This window comes from Orlajensenia flava, assembly GCF_004801905.1.
Lineage (GTDB): Bacteria > Actinomycetota > Actinomycetes > Actinomycetales > Microbacteriaceae > Orlajensenia > Orlajensenia flava.
Genome location: NZ_SSSN01000003.1, coordinates 557,365 through 571,616 on the forward strand (window position 1 = coordinate 557,365; position 14,252 = coordinate 571,616).

The following is a 14,252-nucleotide window of genomic DNA, read 5'->3' on the forward strand; positions in this document are numbered from 1 at the left end:
TCCCGTAGAGTTCACCGTGGTCAGGCGTAAGGAGCACTGTGGCATCGAACCCCCGTCAGGAGCGCGAGGCTCGTGAGGCACGGCAGCGCTTGCGCGGCTACCAGGCGCGACAGGCCGTGCACGCGCACCGGATGCGGCGACGCACCCGTGACAACCTGATCGCCGGCGCCGTGCTCGTCATCGTGCTGGTCCTCGCCGTCGGCGCGCAGTTGGCCTACTTCAACGGCGGACCGGGCACTCCGAAGGCCGAGCCGTCCGCATCCGCGACCACGACTCCCACGCCGAGCGCCACGCCGGGTGCGAACACGGGCGACGTGCCGCCGGCCTCGCTGTCCGAGGGCCGCACCTGGACGGGTTCGATGAAGCTCAACGATGCCACGCTCGGGTTCGAGCTCGACGGCGCAGCGGCACCGCAGGGCGTCGCGTCCACCGTCAGCCTCATCAAGAAGGGCTTCTACGAGGGCCTCACCTGCCACCGCCTCACCACGGGCGACAATTTCAAGGTGCTGCAGTGCGGCGACCCGAGTGGCGACGGCTCAGGCGGCCCGGGTTACAGCTACGGCCCCATCGAGAATGCACCCGCCGACGCCGTCTACCCCGCCGGCACGATCGCCATGGCGCGTCAGGGCGGCAACGCATACAGCATGGGCAGCCAGTTCTTCATCGTCTACGGCGACACGTCGATCCCTGCGGACGCCGCCGGGGGCTACACGGTCATCGGTCACGTCACCAGCGGCCTCGACGGGCTCTCGGCCATCACGAGCGCCGGTGTCGAGGGTGGTGGCCAGGACGGCAAGCCCGCCGTTCCGGTCACGATGACCGCCATCAGCGTCCAGTAACGGCGCCGGCAGGCGCAGTCCAGCCCTACTCCGCATCCGCGGGGCGTGGAATAGGCTTATGCCCGGGCAGGCCGTCGATGACGGCCATCGGGCGGCTTCGGCCGTATCAACACATCAAGGTGGACACTCGTGGCTTCAGACACTCAGCACCCGTGGGGGCGCGTCGATGAGACGGGCACCGTCTTCGTCATCGAGGCGGATGGCGAACGCGAGGTCGGACAGTTCCCCGACGCGACACCCGATGAGGCGCTCGCCTACTACGAACGCAAGTTCACCGATCTCGCCGGTCAGGTCACCCTGCTCGAACAGCGCGCCAAGCGCGGCGCTCCCGCCGCCGACATCGCCAAGACCGTCTCCACACTCTCCACGACCGTCGCGACGGCCAACGCGGTCGGCGACCTGGCCGCACTCGCCAGGCGCCTCGAAGCGCTCGGCGGAACGGTGACCCAGCTCACCGAGCAGCAGAGCGCCGAGGACCGGGCGGCGACCGACGCGGCGATCGCCGAGCGAACGGCCATCGTCGAGGCCGCCGAGAAGCTCGCCGCGGCCGACCCCGCGAAGACGCAGTGGAAGCAGACGACCACCGAGCTGGACGCGCTGTTCGCCTGCTGGCAGTCCCATCAGCACGAGGGTGCTCGCGTGCCCAAGGGAGTGGCGAACGAGCTCTGGAAGCGTTTCCGCGCCGCCCGGACCACCATCGAAACGCACCGCAAGGCGTTCTTCTCCGACCTGGACAACGCCCACCGCGACGTGCGCTCCCGCAAGCAAGAGCTCATCGACCGAGCCGAGGCCCTCGCGCCCAAGGGCGCAGACGGCATCCCGACGTATCGCGGTCTGCTCGACGACTGGAAGGCGGCTGGTCGCGCGGGCAAGAAGCAGGATGACGCCCTCTGGGCGCGTTTCAAGGCTGCAGGGGACGTGCTGTACGGGGCCAAGGCGGAGGTCGACGCGGCCGAGAACGAGGAGTTCTCCGCGAACCTGACCGCCAAGCTCGCCCTCCTCGACGAGGCTCAGCCCATCCTGTCCGAGACGGATCGCACGAAGGCCCGAGCGGCTCTCACCGGCATCCAGCGGCGCTGGGACGAGATCGGCAAGGTGCCCCGTGACCAGGTGAAGCCGGTCGAGGAGCGGATGCGCAAGGTCGAGAACGCCGTGCGCAAGCTCGACGACGATCACTGGGTGAAGAACAACCCCGAGACCAAGGCGCGTGCCGACGGCCTCGCGGGTCAGTTGAACAGCGCGATCGCCAAGCTGGAGGACGAGCTCGCGGCTGCGAAGGCGTCGAAGGACAAGGCGGCCATCGCGGCGGCGACGGAGGCACTGGAGACCCGGAAGGCCTGGCTCGGCGCCATCAACCGCTGACTCTCCCCAGCCGGCTCCTGCAGAACGGTTCCTCACAGATCCGCAACGATCGATCGCGCGACCGTGGCTGCGCGCCGAGGATGTCGTCATGGCATCGCTCATCAACGACGTGCTCGGCATCGACGATCTGCCGATGGCCGAGCTGCACGCACTGAAGCTCCTCGGGGAGGTCTACCCCGTCGGTGACGGGTTCTCCCCCGTCGACCTCCCCAGCCTGAGCATCACTCGGGCCGCGGCCGTCGCCATGATCGCTCCCGCGCGATTCATCGCCGACCGGCGCACGGCCGCTTGGGTGTGGAGCGGGTACGGAGGCGCCCCCTCTCCCCCGCAGTTCTGCATCGACATCCGGCTCCGCAAGCGGCAGCCGCGTCGCAGTCGATGCGAACTGCGCGAAGTCGTGGTCTCATCCGCCGACGTCGTGATGCTCGGCGGCCTCCCGATCATGTCCGCCCTGCGCACCGCGATCGACATTTCCCGCGACGCCATGTGTCCGGATGCCCTCGCGGTGCAGACGTTGGCGGCTTTGCTTCCCAGCACCGGACTCTCGGTGGAGGAGTGCATCGCCGAGCTCGACGCTCAGGTCTCGCAGGCCTACTGCAGAACAGGGCGCCGACGACTGGTCGAGGCGTCAGCCGTCATTGACGCGGTAGACGTCGTAGACCGCGTCGATGCGACGGACAGCATTGAGCACCCGGTCCAGATGGGTCGTGTCACCCATCTCGAACACGAACCGGCTCACCGCAAGTCGGTCGCGTGAGGTCGAGACGTTGGCCGAGAGGATGTTGACGTGATGCTCGCTGAGCACGCGGGTCACGTCGGAGAGCAGTCCGCTGCGATCGAGGGCCTCGATCTGGATCTGCACGAGGAAGACGCTCTTGGAGGTCGGCGCCCACTGCACGTCGATCATCCGGTCGGGTTCGCGCATCAGGCCAGCGACGTTGTGGCACGACGCCTGATGCACCGAGACGCCTTGGCCGCGCGTGATGAAGCCGACGATCTCGTCGCCGGGAACGGGCGTGCAGCAGCGCGCCAGCTTCACGAGGATGTCCGGGGCCCCCCGCACGAGCACGCCGGAGTCGCTGTCGCGCAGCGTCGGCCGACCCCGGGTGGGGATGGAGAACTCCGGTACCTCGGCCTCCTGGTCGGCGTGCACGAAGGAGACGACCTTCTCGAGCACCGACTGGGTCGAAACGTGCCCCTCACCGACGGCCGCGTACAGCGCCGCGACGTCGACGTAGTTCAACTGGGCGGCGACCTCGGCGAAGGAGTCCTGACTCATCAACTTCTGCAACGGCATGTTCTGCTTGCGCATCGCCCGGGCGATCGCGTCCCGGCCCTGCTCGACCGCCTCGTCGCGCCGCTCCTTGGTGAACCACTGCCGGATCTTGTTGCGGGCACGGGGGCTCTTGACGAAGTTCAGCCAGTCCTGACTGGGGCCGGAGTCGGGATTCTTGGAGGTGAAGACCTCCACGACGTCGCCACTGGACAGGCTCGACTCGAGCGGAACCAGTCGACCGTTGACCTTCGCGCCCATCGTGCGGTGTCCGACCTCGGTGTGCACGGCGTAGGCGAAGTCGACCGGGGTGGCACCGGCCGGGAGGCCGATCACGCGACCCTTGGGCGTGAAGACGTAAACCTCCTTCGCGCCGATCTCGTAGCGAAGCGAGTCGAGGAACTCGCCGGGATCGCTCGTCTCGGCCTGCCAGTCGGAGATGTGCGCCAGCCAGGCGAGGTCGGTGTCCATCGCCGGGCCGCCCGCCGACTTCCCGGTGGTCTGCTCCTTATACATCCAATGCGCCGCGACGCCGTACTCGGCACGCTGGTGCATCTCGAACGTGCGGATCTGCAGCTCGACGGCTCGCCCCTGCGGTCCGAGGACGGTCGTGTGCAGCGACTGGTAGAGGTTGAACTTGGGAGTGGCGATGTAGTCCTTGAAGCGACCGGGCAGCGGAGTCCACCGGGCATGAATCGCGCCCAGCACGGCATAGCAGTCTCGCACCGAGCCCACCAGGACGCGGATTCCGACCAGGTCGTAGATCTCGTCGAAGTCGCGGCCGCGAACGACCATCTTCTGGTAGATCGAGTAGTACTGCTTCGGCCGACCAACGACCTTGCCGCGGATCTTGGCCGCCTTCAGGTCGTCGTTGACCGCGTCGATCACTTGCTGCACGAACTCCTCGCGCTGCGGCGTGCGCTGACGGACGAGGCTCTCGATCTCGACGTAGAGCTTCGGGTACAGCACCGCGAACGAGAGGTCTTCGAGCTCCCACTTGATCGCCTGGATGCCCAGGCGATGCGCGAGCGGCGCGTAGATCTCGAGTGTCTCGGTCGCTTTCCGCGTGGCCGACTCGGCGGGAACGAATCCCCACGTGCGGGCGTTGTGGAGCCGATCGGCGAGCTTGATGATGAGTACCCGGATGTCCTTGGACATCGCCACGATCATCTTGCGCACGGTCTCGGCCTGCGTCGAGTCGCCGTATTTGACCTTGTCGAGCTTGGTGACGCCGTCGACCAGCATGGCGATCTCGTCACCGAAATCGACGCTGACCTGCTCGAGCGTGTACGGGGTGTCCTCGACGGTGTCGTGGAGCAGGGCCGCAGCCACGGTCTTGGCGCCGATGCCGAGATCGGCGAGGATCTGCGCCACCGCGACCGGATGCGTGATGTACGGTTCGCCGCTACGTCGCAGCTGGCCGGTGTGCGCCTTCTCCGCGACGGTGTACGCGCGCTCGACGAGGGCGATGTCCGCCTTGGGATGGTGCATGCGCACGGTGCGCAGCAGGGTGTCGACCGCGCCGACGGGCTGCGCCTTCGAGAAGATCCGCGGCACCAGGCGGCGCAGTGAAGCGGTGGACGACGTCGTCTGCTCGGTCATCCGGCCACCTCCCCTCGAACCCTCAATTATCCTCGCTCGCGGGAGTGGTCCGGGTCACCGGGCACGGATCAGACCGTGACGTCGTCGAGTGCCGGCTGCCCGGCGGCGCGCCGGCGGAGGCGAAGCACCTCGGCGTCGTGCTTGGCGACATTCTTCTCACTCGATCGGAACATCGCGTACATCGGCGCCGCGAGGAACACGGTCGACCAGGTGCCCACGAGGATTCCGATGAACAGGGCGAGCGAGATGTCGCGCAGAGTGTCGGCTCCGAGGGCGAACGCGCCGATGAACAGGATCGACGCGACCGGCAGGGCCGCGACGACGCTCGTGTTGATCGAACGCACCAGGGTCTGGTTGACCGCGAGGTTCACCGATTCGCCGAACGTCCGGGACGTTCCCGTCAGGTCCTCCTTGGTGTTCTCGCGGATCTTGTCGAACACCACGACCGTGTCGTAGAGCGAGTACGCGAGGATCGTCAGGATGCCGATGACCGCCGCCGGCGTGACCTCGAAGCCGACCGCACCGTAGACGCCCGTCGTGACGATGAGGTCGGCCATGAGCGCGATGATCGCCGCTATCGACATCTTCCAGGTGCGGAAGTACAGCGCCATGCCGATCGCTGCGAGCACGATGAACACCACCAGGCCCTGGATCGTCTGCCGCGTGATGTCGGCGCCCCAGACCGGACCGATGAACGAGCTCGCGACATCCGCATCGGTGACGTCGTACGCCTGGGCGAGCGCGTCGGCGACATCCTTCGTCTCCGCCGTCGTGAGCTGGTCGGTCTGGACACGCACGCCGGAGCCGCCGCCGACGATGGTCACGTGGGCCACCGCGTTCGGAACGGTCGAGGAGACTGCGTCCTCCGCAGGCTTCGGCTGCGCGTTCTCGACGCCGGTGATCTGGAACTGCGACCCGCCCCTGAACTCGATGCCGAGATTGAAGCCACCGCGGAGCACGGGGATGAGGATGGAGATGAGCACGAGCGCGCCCACGATGATGAACCAGGTGCGGCGCTTGCCGACGAAGTCGAACGAGCGCTTGCCGGTGTAGAGGTCGTTGCCGAACTCGGTGAGGCGACTGGCCATCAGTTCTCCTCCCCCTTCTTCGAGGTATCGGAGGTCTTCTGGGTGCCAACGGCGGCGAGTTCCGACGCCTTGCGCTCGGCGATGGTCTGCCGCTTGGCAGCCTCACGCGAGGCCGATGCCGCCTTGCCGACGGGGACGGATGCGGAGGGCTTGCGGAACTCCGCGCGCCCCCGGTAGACCGCGCCGAGAGCCGTCGGGTCCAGGCCCGACCACGGGTTGCCGCTCGAGAAGAACTTGGTCTGCGCGAGCAACTGCAGCATCGGATGCGTGAAGAGCACGACGATGATCACGTCGATCACGGTCGTGAGACCGAGCGTGAACGCGAAGCCCTGCACGCTGCCGACCGCGACGACGAACAGCACGATCGCGGCGAGGAGGTTGGTCGCCTTCGATGCGTAGATGGTGCGAAGCGCCCGCTTCCAGCCCGATTCGACGGCGCCGACGAGTCCGCGTCCGTCGCGCAGTTCGTCGCGGACGCGTTCGAAGTAGACGATGAAGGAGTCCGCCGTGAAGCCGATGGCGACGATGAGGCCCGCGACACCCGCGAGCGAGAGACGGTAGCCCTGGTACCACGACAGGATCGTGATGGAGAGATAGGTGATGATCGCGGCGACGACCAGGGAGATGATGGTGACCGTGCCGAGCAGGCGGTACTGGAACAGGGTGTAGATGAACACCAGCAGCAGGCCGATGATGCCGGCGATGATGCCCGACTGCAGCTGAGCCGCTCCGAGGGTCGCGGTGATGGTGTCGGAGGACTGCACCGTGAAGCTGATCGGCAGCGCCCCGAACTTCAGCTGGTCGGCCAGTGCCTGAGCCGATTTCTGGTCGAAGTTTCCGGTGATCTGCGGCTTGCCATCCGTGATCACGCCGTTCATGGCCGGTGCGGAGAGCACCTTGCCGTCCAGCACGAAAGCGAACTGGTCCAGCGGTGACTGGCTCTTAAGACCGTAGAGTCGCTGACTGACGTCGCCGAAGTCCTTGGTCCCCTTGTCGTTAAAGACCAGGTTGATGGCCCACTGACCGGTGGATCCACCCTGACTGGTCTGGATGACGCCGGCGGATGCGTCCTTGATGTCAGCTCCGTCGACCTCGACGGGGCCGAGGATGTACTTGACCTGACCGCCGTCGTCGCACGTGACGAGGGGCTCCTCGGCGGGAGCCACGTTCGTCGTCGACACCTTCGAGCAGTCCAGGTTGTCGTACTGGTCCTGCAGTGCCGGGGTCACCCAGTTGAGGTCGGACCCGTTCGTGGGGCTCACCGTCGGCGTGCTGCGCGGCGCCTCGGACGGGGTTGCGGTCGGGGTGGGGCTCGTCGAGCCGTTGGCAGCGGCATCGGTCGGCGCACCGGCCACGAGGACCGGCCGCAGTTCGAGCTTCGCCGAGGACTGGATGCGGTTCTTGGTGTCGTTGTCGAGCTTGCCCGGAATGGCGACGACGATGTTGTTGCCCGACGTGCTGATCTCCGACTCGGAGACACCCGAGGAGTCCACGCGCTGGCGGATGATGGAGACCGCCTGGTTGAGCTGGTCATCCGTCACCGTCTGGCCGGTCTCGAGCTTGGGCGCGAGGATGATCTGCGTCCCGCCCTCGAGATCGAGGCCCAGCTTGGGTGTCCACGATCCACCGCCGAACAACACGGCTGCCGTGTTGATGGCGATGAGGCCGACGATGATCACGCCCAGCCAGATGAGGGAACGCCGCGCCTTCTTGACGGGAGTCGAAGTTGCCACCGAGGGAACTCAGCTTTCTACGGGCGCGCCGGAACCATCGTCGGCTCCGGCGCGGAGGAGGACGTCAGGTCAGTCGTTCGACTTCTTGCGCTCGGTGTCGACATCGGCGCTCTCGACCGGCTCGTCGGTGCGCACGCCGAACTCGGGCTCGCCCGAGGCGTCCTCGAGCGGCTCGGCCGGGCTCTCGTCGACGGCGACAGGAGTGACGACACGGGCGACGACCTGACGATGGACGGCGAGCACGGTACCGGGCGTCGACTCGAGAAGGACTTCATTGTCTTCCTCGTCGATCGACAGGATGGTGCCGTACACGCCGAAGTTGGTCATGACCTTCGCGCCGACGACGACCTGCGATTGCAGGTTCGCGGCATCCTTCGAACGCTTCTTGCTGTTGCGGAACATGAAGAAGATGAGCAGCGCCAGGACGGCGAGCATGATGAGGGTGATCGGATCCATGAAACCTGTAGAGCCTTCCGGGGTTCGACCCCTGTCAACCACGCCCGATTGGAGTGGGATACAGCGGGGGCCAGTTTCGAATTATAGGTCATCCAGTGTGAGGTGGCCTCCGCGGGGCGCGAGCCCGAAATGCGACCACGCCTCCCGGGTGGCCACACGGCCGCGGGGGGTGCGCGTGATGAGCCCGATGCGCACCAGGAACGGCTCCACGACCGACTCGATGGTCTCGGCCTCCTCGCCGACCGAGACCGCCAACGTGTTGAGCCCGACGGGACCGCCGTCGAAGCGCGTCAGGATCATCTGCATGACCGCGCGGTCCAGGCGATCGAGCCCCAGTGGGTCGACGTCGTAGAGCTCGAGAGCCGCCCGCACGGCGGCGAGGTCCGCCACCCCGTCCCCGGAGCCGTGCACCAGGGCGTAGTCGCGCACGCGCCGGAGCAGCCGGTTGGCGATGCGGGGGGTTCCCCGGCATCGACCGGCGATCTCGGCGATCGACGGTGCGTCGATCGAGAGCTCGAGCATCCGCGCCGCCCGGGAGAGCACCTGCTGGAGTTCTGGCTCGTCGTAGAACTCGAGGTGGGCGGTGAAGCCGAACCGGTCGCGGAGGGGGTTGGGCAGCAGGCCGGCCCTCGTGGTCGCTCCGACGAGGGTGAAGGGCGACAGGTCGAGGGGAACGGATGTCGCGCCCGCCCCCTTGCCGACCATGATGTCGATGCGGAAGTCCTCCATGGCCAGGTAGAGCATCTCCTCGGCGGACCGCGCCATCCGGTGGATCTCGTCGATGAACAGCACCTCACCCGGCACGAGGGAGGAGAGGATGGCGGCCAGGTCGCCTGCGTGCTGGACGGCCGGGCCGCTCGACATCCGCAACGGCCTGCCGCTCTCGTGGGCGACGATCATGGCGAGCGTGGTCTTGCCGAGCCCGGGCGGGCCGGCCAGCAGGATGTGGTCGGGCGTGCGCTGCTGCATCGCGGCAGCACGCAGCAGCAGTTGCAGCTGACCGCGCACCCGGGTCTGGCCGACGAACTCGTCCAGTGTGCGCGGGCGCAGCGCCCCCTCGAAGGCGAGCTCGGCCTCAGAGGACAGCTCCGGATTGGTGATGTCGACCTCGCTCATGACGCCCGGCCGTGCTGCGAGGGACCGAGGCGGCCGAGCGTGAGGCGGAGGAGGGCGGGAACGGAGGCGCGCGCGGACTCGTCGGTCTCGGCGACCACCTCGTCGAGCGTCTGGGCGGCCACCCGCTCCGACCAGCCGAGCCCGACGAGTGCCGCGAGCACGGAATCGACGGCGGGCACACCGGCCGCGATGCGCGGGACTGCCGCCGGAGAGGTCGGCACGAGCTTGCCGGCCAGGGAGAGCGTGATGAGTTTGGCGGTCTTCGGGCCGATGCCGCTGACCTTGCGGAACACGGCGTCGTCGTCGGCGGCGACGGCACGGGCGATGTCGTCGGGCGAGAGGGCGGAGAGGACGCCGAGCGCGGACTTGGGGCCCACTCCCGTGACACCGATGAGCAGCTCGAAGACGCCGAGCTCATCGGGGGTGGCGAAACCGAACAGGGTGAGCGCATCTTCCCTGACGATGAGAGTGGTGTTGAGCCGCAGCTCGGACCCGATGCGGGCACCGAGCGCCTCAGCGGGGGTCACGTTGACGCTGAAACCCACTCCCCCGACCTCGATGACGACGATGGTGCCGAGTGCCGAGAGCACGGTTCCGCGGAGGGTGGAGATCACCGTCCCAGCCTACGGGCGGCCCCCGACAGTCCGGCCGAGCGCTCGGCGGCGAGCCACGCCTTCTGCGCGGGCGTCATGGATGCGCCGTCGGTCGTCGTCGCGGCGACGGGCCCGGTGCGCCAGGCGTGGCAGATCGCGAGCGCCAGTGCGTCGGCGGCGTCGGCGGGCTTGGGCGGCGTGTCGAGCCCGAGGATGCGGGTGACCATCGCCGTCACCTGCTTCTTGTCGGCGCGACCGTATCCGGTGATGGCCGCCTTCACCTCGCTTGGAGTATGGAGTGCGACCGGGAGGGCCCGCTTGGCGGCGAGGTGCATGGCGACGCCCGAGATCTGCGCGGTACCCATGATGGTCGACACGTCGCTCCGGGCGAAGACGCGCTCGAGCGCGACGGCCTGGGGACGGTGCTCATCGAGGATCGCCTCGAGCCCCTCGGCGATGCGGAGCAGCCGTTGCTCGATGGGCGCGTCGATCGGCGAGCGCAGTACGACGACGTCCACGAGCACGGCCGATCGGTCGCGCCCCACGTCCACGACGCCCACGCCGCAGCGGGTGAGACCGGGGTCGACGCCCAGCACCCGCATCCGCTGGTCTACTCGTCCGTCTCGAGCTCGGCCTGCACCTCGGGGGTCAGGTCGAAGTTGGAGTAGATGTTCTGCACGTCGTCGCTGTCCTCGAGGGCGTCGATGAGGCGGAAGATCTTGCGCGCGGTGTCGGCGTCGACCTCCACCTTGAGCGACGGGACGAAGGCGACGTCGGCCGAGTCGTAGTCGATGCCGGCCTCCTGCAGCGCGCTGCGGGTGGCGACCATGTCCGACGGATCGGTGAGCACCTCGAAGGTCTCGCCCTCGTCGGTCACCTCCTCGGCCCCGGCGTCGAGCACCGCGGTCAGGACGTCGTCCTCGGTGAGGCTGCCGTTCTGAGCGACGACGATGAGGCCCTTGCGGTGGAAGTTGTAAGCGACGCTGCCGGGGTCGGCCATCGTGCCGCCATTGCGCGTCATGGCGGTACGGACATCTGCGGCCGCACGGTTCTTGTTGTCGGTCAGACACTCGACGAGCAGCGCCACGCCGTTGGGCCCGTAGCCCTCGTAGACGATCGTCGCGTAGTCGACCGACTCGCCGGTCAGGCCGGCGCCGCGCTTGATGGCGCGATCGATGTTCTCATTGGGAACCGAGGTCTTCTTGGCTTTCTGCACCGCGTCGACCAAGGTCGGATTTCCCGACATGTCGGCGCCGCCGATCTTGGCCGCCACCTCGATGTTCTTGATCAGCTTCGCGAACGACTTGGCACGGCGCGAGTCGATGATCGCCTTCTTGTGCTTGGTCGTGGCCCACTTGGAATGCCCGGACATACCGCTCCTGTTTCGAAGATCTTCGAGCGGCGCATCGTGACCGCGCCGCCGCGACCATTCTAGGTCAGGGCCCTGCGCATGCCCGTCAGGGCACGAGCTTTCGCAGCGTGCGCAGGTTGCGGTTGGTGGTCGACGAGCGGTACTTCGCCTTGCCCGCGACCTTCGAGAAGGCACTGTCGACGCCGACCGCTCGGCGGTTGTGCCAATACAGCACTCCGTCGCCGGAGGTCACCACGTCGTCGGCCGCATCGAGGTCGTCTGCCGCCGACAGCAGCTCCTCCAGCGAGCCGGCGTCCGAGGAGAACAGGACGTACGGATGCCATCCGTCCCGTTCGGCGTCGAAGGGGAACGCCTCGATGATCGCCTCGAGCTCCGCCAATGTCACGAGCACGATCCACGCCTCGTACCCGAACCGGTCTCCGAGCCCCTTCTCGATGCGCTTCTTGAGTGCGGCGGCGGTCGCGTCGGCATCGAAGCGCACGTTGCCGCTGGCCAGAACCGTCTTCACGTCCGCGAAGCCGAGTTCGGTGAACAGCGCCGCGAGGTCGACGGAGCGGATGGTGCGTCCGTTCACGTTCACACCCCGCAACAGGGCGATCCAGGTGGTCATGGCCCCATCCTGCCGCGAAAGCACGTCCTCTGCTCTGCGCCACTTCGTCGGCGTCCGCGCCGACCGAACTGGCGCGGAGGATGACGAACTGGCGCTGGATGGGGTGGCGCCGTGTCAGTGCGCCCGGAACACCTCGAGGATGCTCGGTGCCGCATCCGGAACGGAGACCACCTCGATGGGGTCGCCAGCCGCCACACGACCCCGCCGGATCACGCGCAGGTAGGCGCCCAGCCGGCCGGCCTCCCCGAAGCGCTTCACCCAGCCGCGTTCGTCCTCGCCGCCCACCCACCGGGCGAAGGTCCCGCACGGGTTTCGCGGCATCGTCACCTCCACCTCGACGGCGTAGGCGCCCGAGCCGATGCGCCAGCGTTCCCCGACGAGAGCGCCGTTGACGTCGATGCCGGAAACCCGCAGGTTCTCGCCGAACCATCCGGGCGCGAGTTCCCGACCGAGCTCCGCCCCCCAGAAGTCGGCGTCCTCCTGCGCGTAGACGTAGAGCGCCTTGTCCAGGCCGCCGTGATGCTTGCGGTCGACCTGGACGTCGCCGAAGAGTCCGTACGGGCCCACCTTCGCCAGCCCCCGCACGGGCACCTTGTCGATGCCGGTCACCCCGTTCCCGCGATCCTTCCGCAGGGCGCGCACCGCGCAGGCCGCGATGAGCTCAGGCACGCGCCGCGACCTTGCCGAGGAAGTACTCATGGAACCGGTAGTCGCCAGTCACCTCGGGATGGAACGAGGTGCCCAGCAGGTTGCCCTGCTCGACGGCGACGCAGCGGCCGTCGGCGATGGTGGCCAGCGCCATCGCATTCGGGCCGACCGACTCGACGATCGGCGCACGGATGAACACCGCGTGCATCGGCTCGCCGCCGATCGCGGGGATGTCGAGGTCGGTCTCGAAGGAGTGGTTCTGCGAGCCGAACGCGTTGCGCCGCACGGCGACGTCGAGGCCACCGAGACTCTCCTGGCCCGCGATGGCGTCCAGCACGGTGTCGGCAAGCATGATGAGGCCCGCGCAGGTGCCGTAGACCGGCAGCCCGGAACGGATGGCGTCCCGCAGCGGACCGGCGAGGCCGAAGGTGCGAGCGAGCTTGTCCATGACGCTCGACTCGCCGCCCGGAATCACCAGGCCGGCGACCTCCGGGAGTTCCTCGGCGCGTCGCACGTGCACGACATCCGCGCCCAGGGTGCGCAGCACGTGAGCGTGCTCGCGGAAGTCGCCCTGCAGCGCGAGGACGCCGACCTTCATCGGGACCGGATCACGGACGGTGACTTACCAGCCGCGCTCGGCGAGCCGGTGCGGCGCCGCGAGGTCGGTCACGTTGATGCCCACCATCGCCTCGCCGAGACCGCGCGAGACCTCCGCGATGACGGAGGCGTCATCGTAGAACGTGGTCGCCTTGACGACCGCGGCCGCGCGCTGGGCGGGGTTGCCCGACTTGAAGATGCCCGAGCCGACGAACACGCCGTCTGCTCCGAGCTGCATCATCATGGCGGCGTCCGCTGGAGTGGCCACGCCACCGGCAGTGAACAGCACGACGGGAAGCTTGCCGGTCTCGGCGACCTCGACGACGAGGTCGTACGGTGCTTGCAGCTCCTTGGCGGCGACGTACAGCTCGTCCTTCGACATGGCGGAGAGGGCGGCGATCTCGCTCTTGATCTTGCGGATGTGCTTGGTGGCCTCCGAGACATCGCCCGTGCCGGCCTCGCCCTTCGAGCGGATCATCGCTGCGCCCTCGTTGATGCGGCGCAGCGCCTCGCCGAGGTTGGTCGCTCCGCACACGAACGGCGTGTTGAAGTTCCACTTGTCGATGTGGTTGACGTAGTCGGCGGGGCTCAGCACCTCGGACTCGTCGATGTAGTCCACGTCGAGCGCCTGAAGCACCTGCGCCTCGACGAAGTGGCCGATGCGCGCCTTCGCCATGACGGGGATGGAGACCTCGGCGATGATCGCCTCGATGAGGTCGGGGTCGCTCATGCGGGCGACGCCTCCCTGCGAACGGATGTCGGCCGGCACGCGCTCGAGCGCCATGACGGCGACAGCGCCGGCGTCCTCGGCGATGCGGGCCTGTTCTGCGGTGACGACGTCCATGATGACGCCGCCCTTGAGCATCTCGGCGAGTCCGCGCTTGACGCGGCTCGAGCCGAACTGCTCGCTGGAAGTGCTTTCGGTCATAAGCACCAATTCTATTCGCCGTCGGGAGCTGCTGA

The 14,252-nt window shown here is 67.9% G+C and carries 14 protein-coding genes; 2 read left to right on the forward strand and 12 right to left on the reverse strand.

What is annotated here, in order from left to right; translation table 11 throughout:
- The first annotated feature begins 38 nt into the window (after nt 1-38).
- Together E6C70_RS04480 and E6C70_RS04485 are read left to right on the forward strand one after the other, a co-directional pair.
- Nucleotides 39-839 (forward strand): peptidylprolyl isomerase, encoded by an 801-nt coding sequence (locus E6C70_RS04480; RefSeq protein WP_235833267.1) that lies wholly within the window; start codon nt 39-41, stop codon nt 837-839.
- Between the two features lie 129 nt (nt 840-968).
- Entirely contained in the window at nt 969-2,201 is a 1,233-nt protein-coding gene (locus E6C70_RS04485) for a DUF349 domain-containing protein (protein WP_136422635.1), read from the forward strand.
- Between the two features lie 628 nt (nt 2,202-2,829).
- Here E6C70_RS04485 and E6C70_RS04490 read toward each other — a convergent pair.
- From E6C70_RS04490 to pdxS, 12 genes are all read right to left on the reverse strand, one after another.
- Nucleotides 2,830-5,076 (reverse strand): RelA/SpoT family protein, encoded by a 2,247-nt coding sequence (locus tag E6C70_RS04490; protein ID WP_136422637.1) that lies wholly within the window; start codon nt 5,074-5,076, stop codon nt 2,830-2,832.
- A gap of 68 nt (nt 5,077-5,144) precedes the next feature.
- The gene (secF, locus tag E6C70_RS04495) at nt 5,145-6,164 is read right to left on the reverse strand and encodes a protein translocase subunit SecF (RefSeq protein ID WP_136422639.1); all 1,020 of its coding nucleotides are present in this window, start codon (nt 6,162-6,164) and stop codon (nt 5,145-5,147) included.
- Nucleotides 6,164-7,897 carry a protein translocase subunit SecD gene (secD, locus tag E6C70_RS04500; protein WP_136422640.1) on the reverse strand — a complete coding sequence of 578 codons (1,734 nt, stop codon included), beginning with the start codon at nt 7,895-7,897 and terminating at the stop codon, nt 6,164-6,166. Before secD ends, secF begins: the two co-directional genes overlap by 1 nt.
- 69 nt (nt 7,898-7,966) lie before the next feature.
- On the reverse strand, nt 7,967-8,353 hold the full coding sequence (gene yajC / locus E6C70_RS04505) for a preprotein translocase subunit YajC (RefSeq protein WP_136422643.1): 387 nt from the start codon (nt 8,351-8,353) through the stop codon (nt 7,967-7,969).
- An 81-nt stretch (nt 8,354-8,434) separates the two neighbouring features.
- Nucleotides 8,435-9,469 carry a Holliday junction branch migration DNA helicase RuvB gene (gene ruvB, locus E6C70_RS04510; protein WP_136422645.1) on the reverse strand — a complete coding sequence of 345 codons (1,035 nt, stop codon included), beginning with the start codon at nt 9,467-9,469 and terminating at the stop codon, nt 8,435-8,437.
- Nucleotides 9,466-10,083: a Holliday junction branch migration protein RuvA gene (gene ruvA, locus E6C70_RS04515; RefSeq protein WP_136422647.1), complete on the reverse strand. Its 618-nt coding sequence runs from the start codon at nt 10,081-10,083 to the stop codon at nt 9,466-9,468. Before ruvA ends, ruvB begins: the two co-directional genes overlap by 4 nt.
- On the reverse strand, nt 10,080-10,664 hold the full coding sequence (gene ruvC / locus E6C70_RS04520; protein WP_136422649.1) for a crossover junction endodeoxyribonuclease RuvC: 585 nt from the start codon (nt 10,662-10,664) through the stop codon (nt 10,080-10,082). The genes ruvA and ruvC overlap by 4 nt, the downstream gene beginning before the upstream one ends.
- An 8-nt stretch (nt 10,665-10,672) precedes the next feature.
- A complete protein-coding gene (locus E6C70_RS04525; protein WP_136422651.1) occupies nt 10,673-11,434 on the reverse strand; it encodes a YebC/PmpR family DNA-binding transcriptional regulator in 762 nt (253 codons plus the stop codon).
- 85 nt (nt 11,435-11,519) lie between these two features.
- Complete coding sequence (locus tag E6C70_RS04530) at nt 11,520-12,044, reverse strand: DUF1697 domain-containing protein (protein ID WP_136422653.1); 525 nt, start codon at nt 12,042-12,044, stop codon at nt 11,520-11,522.
- A gap of 114 nt (nt 12,045-12,158) precedes the next feature.
- Complete coding sequence (locus E6C70_RS04535; protein ID WP_235833268.1) at nt 12,159-12,713, reverse strand: MOSC domain-containing protein; 555 nt, start codon at nt 12,711-12,713, stop codon at nt 12,159-12,161.
- Nucleotides 12,706-13,290 carry a pyridoxal 5'-phosphate synthase glutaminase subunit PdxT gene (gene pdxT / locus E6C70_RS04540; RefSeq protein ID WP_136422657.1) on the reverse strand — a complete coding sequence of 195 codons (585 nt, stop codon included), beginning with the start codon at nt 13,288-13,290 and terminating at the stop codon, nt 12,706-12,708. The genes E6C70_RS04535 and pdxT overlap by 8 nt, the downstream gene beginning before the upstream one ends.
- Nucleotides 13,291-13,314: 24 nt before the next feature.
- The gene (gene pdxS, locus E6C70_RS04545; protein WP_136422659.1) at nt 13,315-14,217 is read right to left on the reverse strand and encodes a pyridoxal 5'-phosphate synthase lyase subunit PdxS; all 903 of its coding nucleotides are present in this window, start codon (nt 14,215-14,217) and stop codon (nt 13,315-13,317) included.
- Between the last annotated feature and the right edge of the window lie 35 nt (nt 14,218-14,252).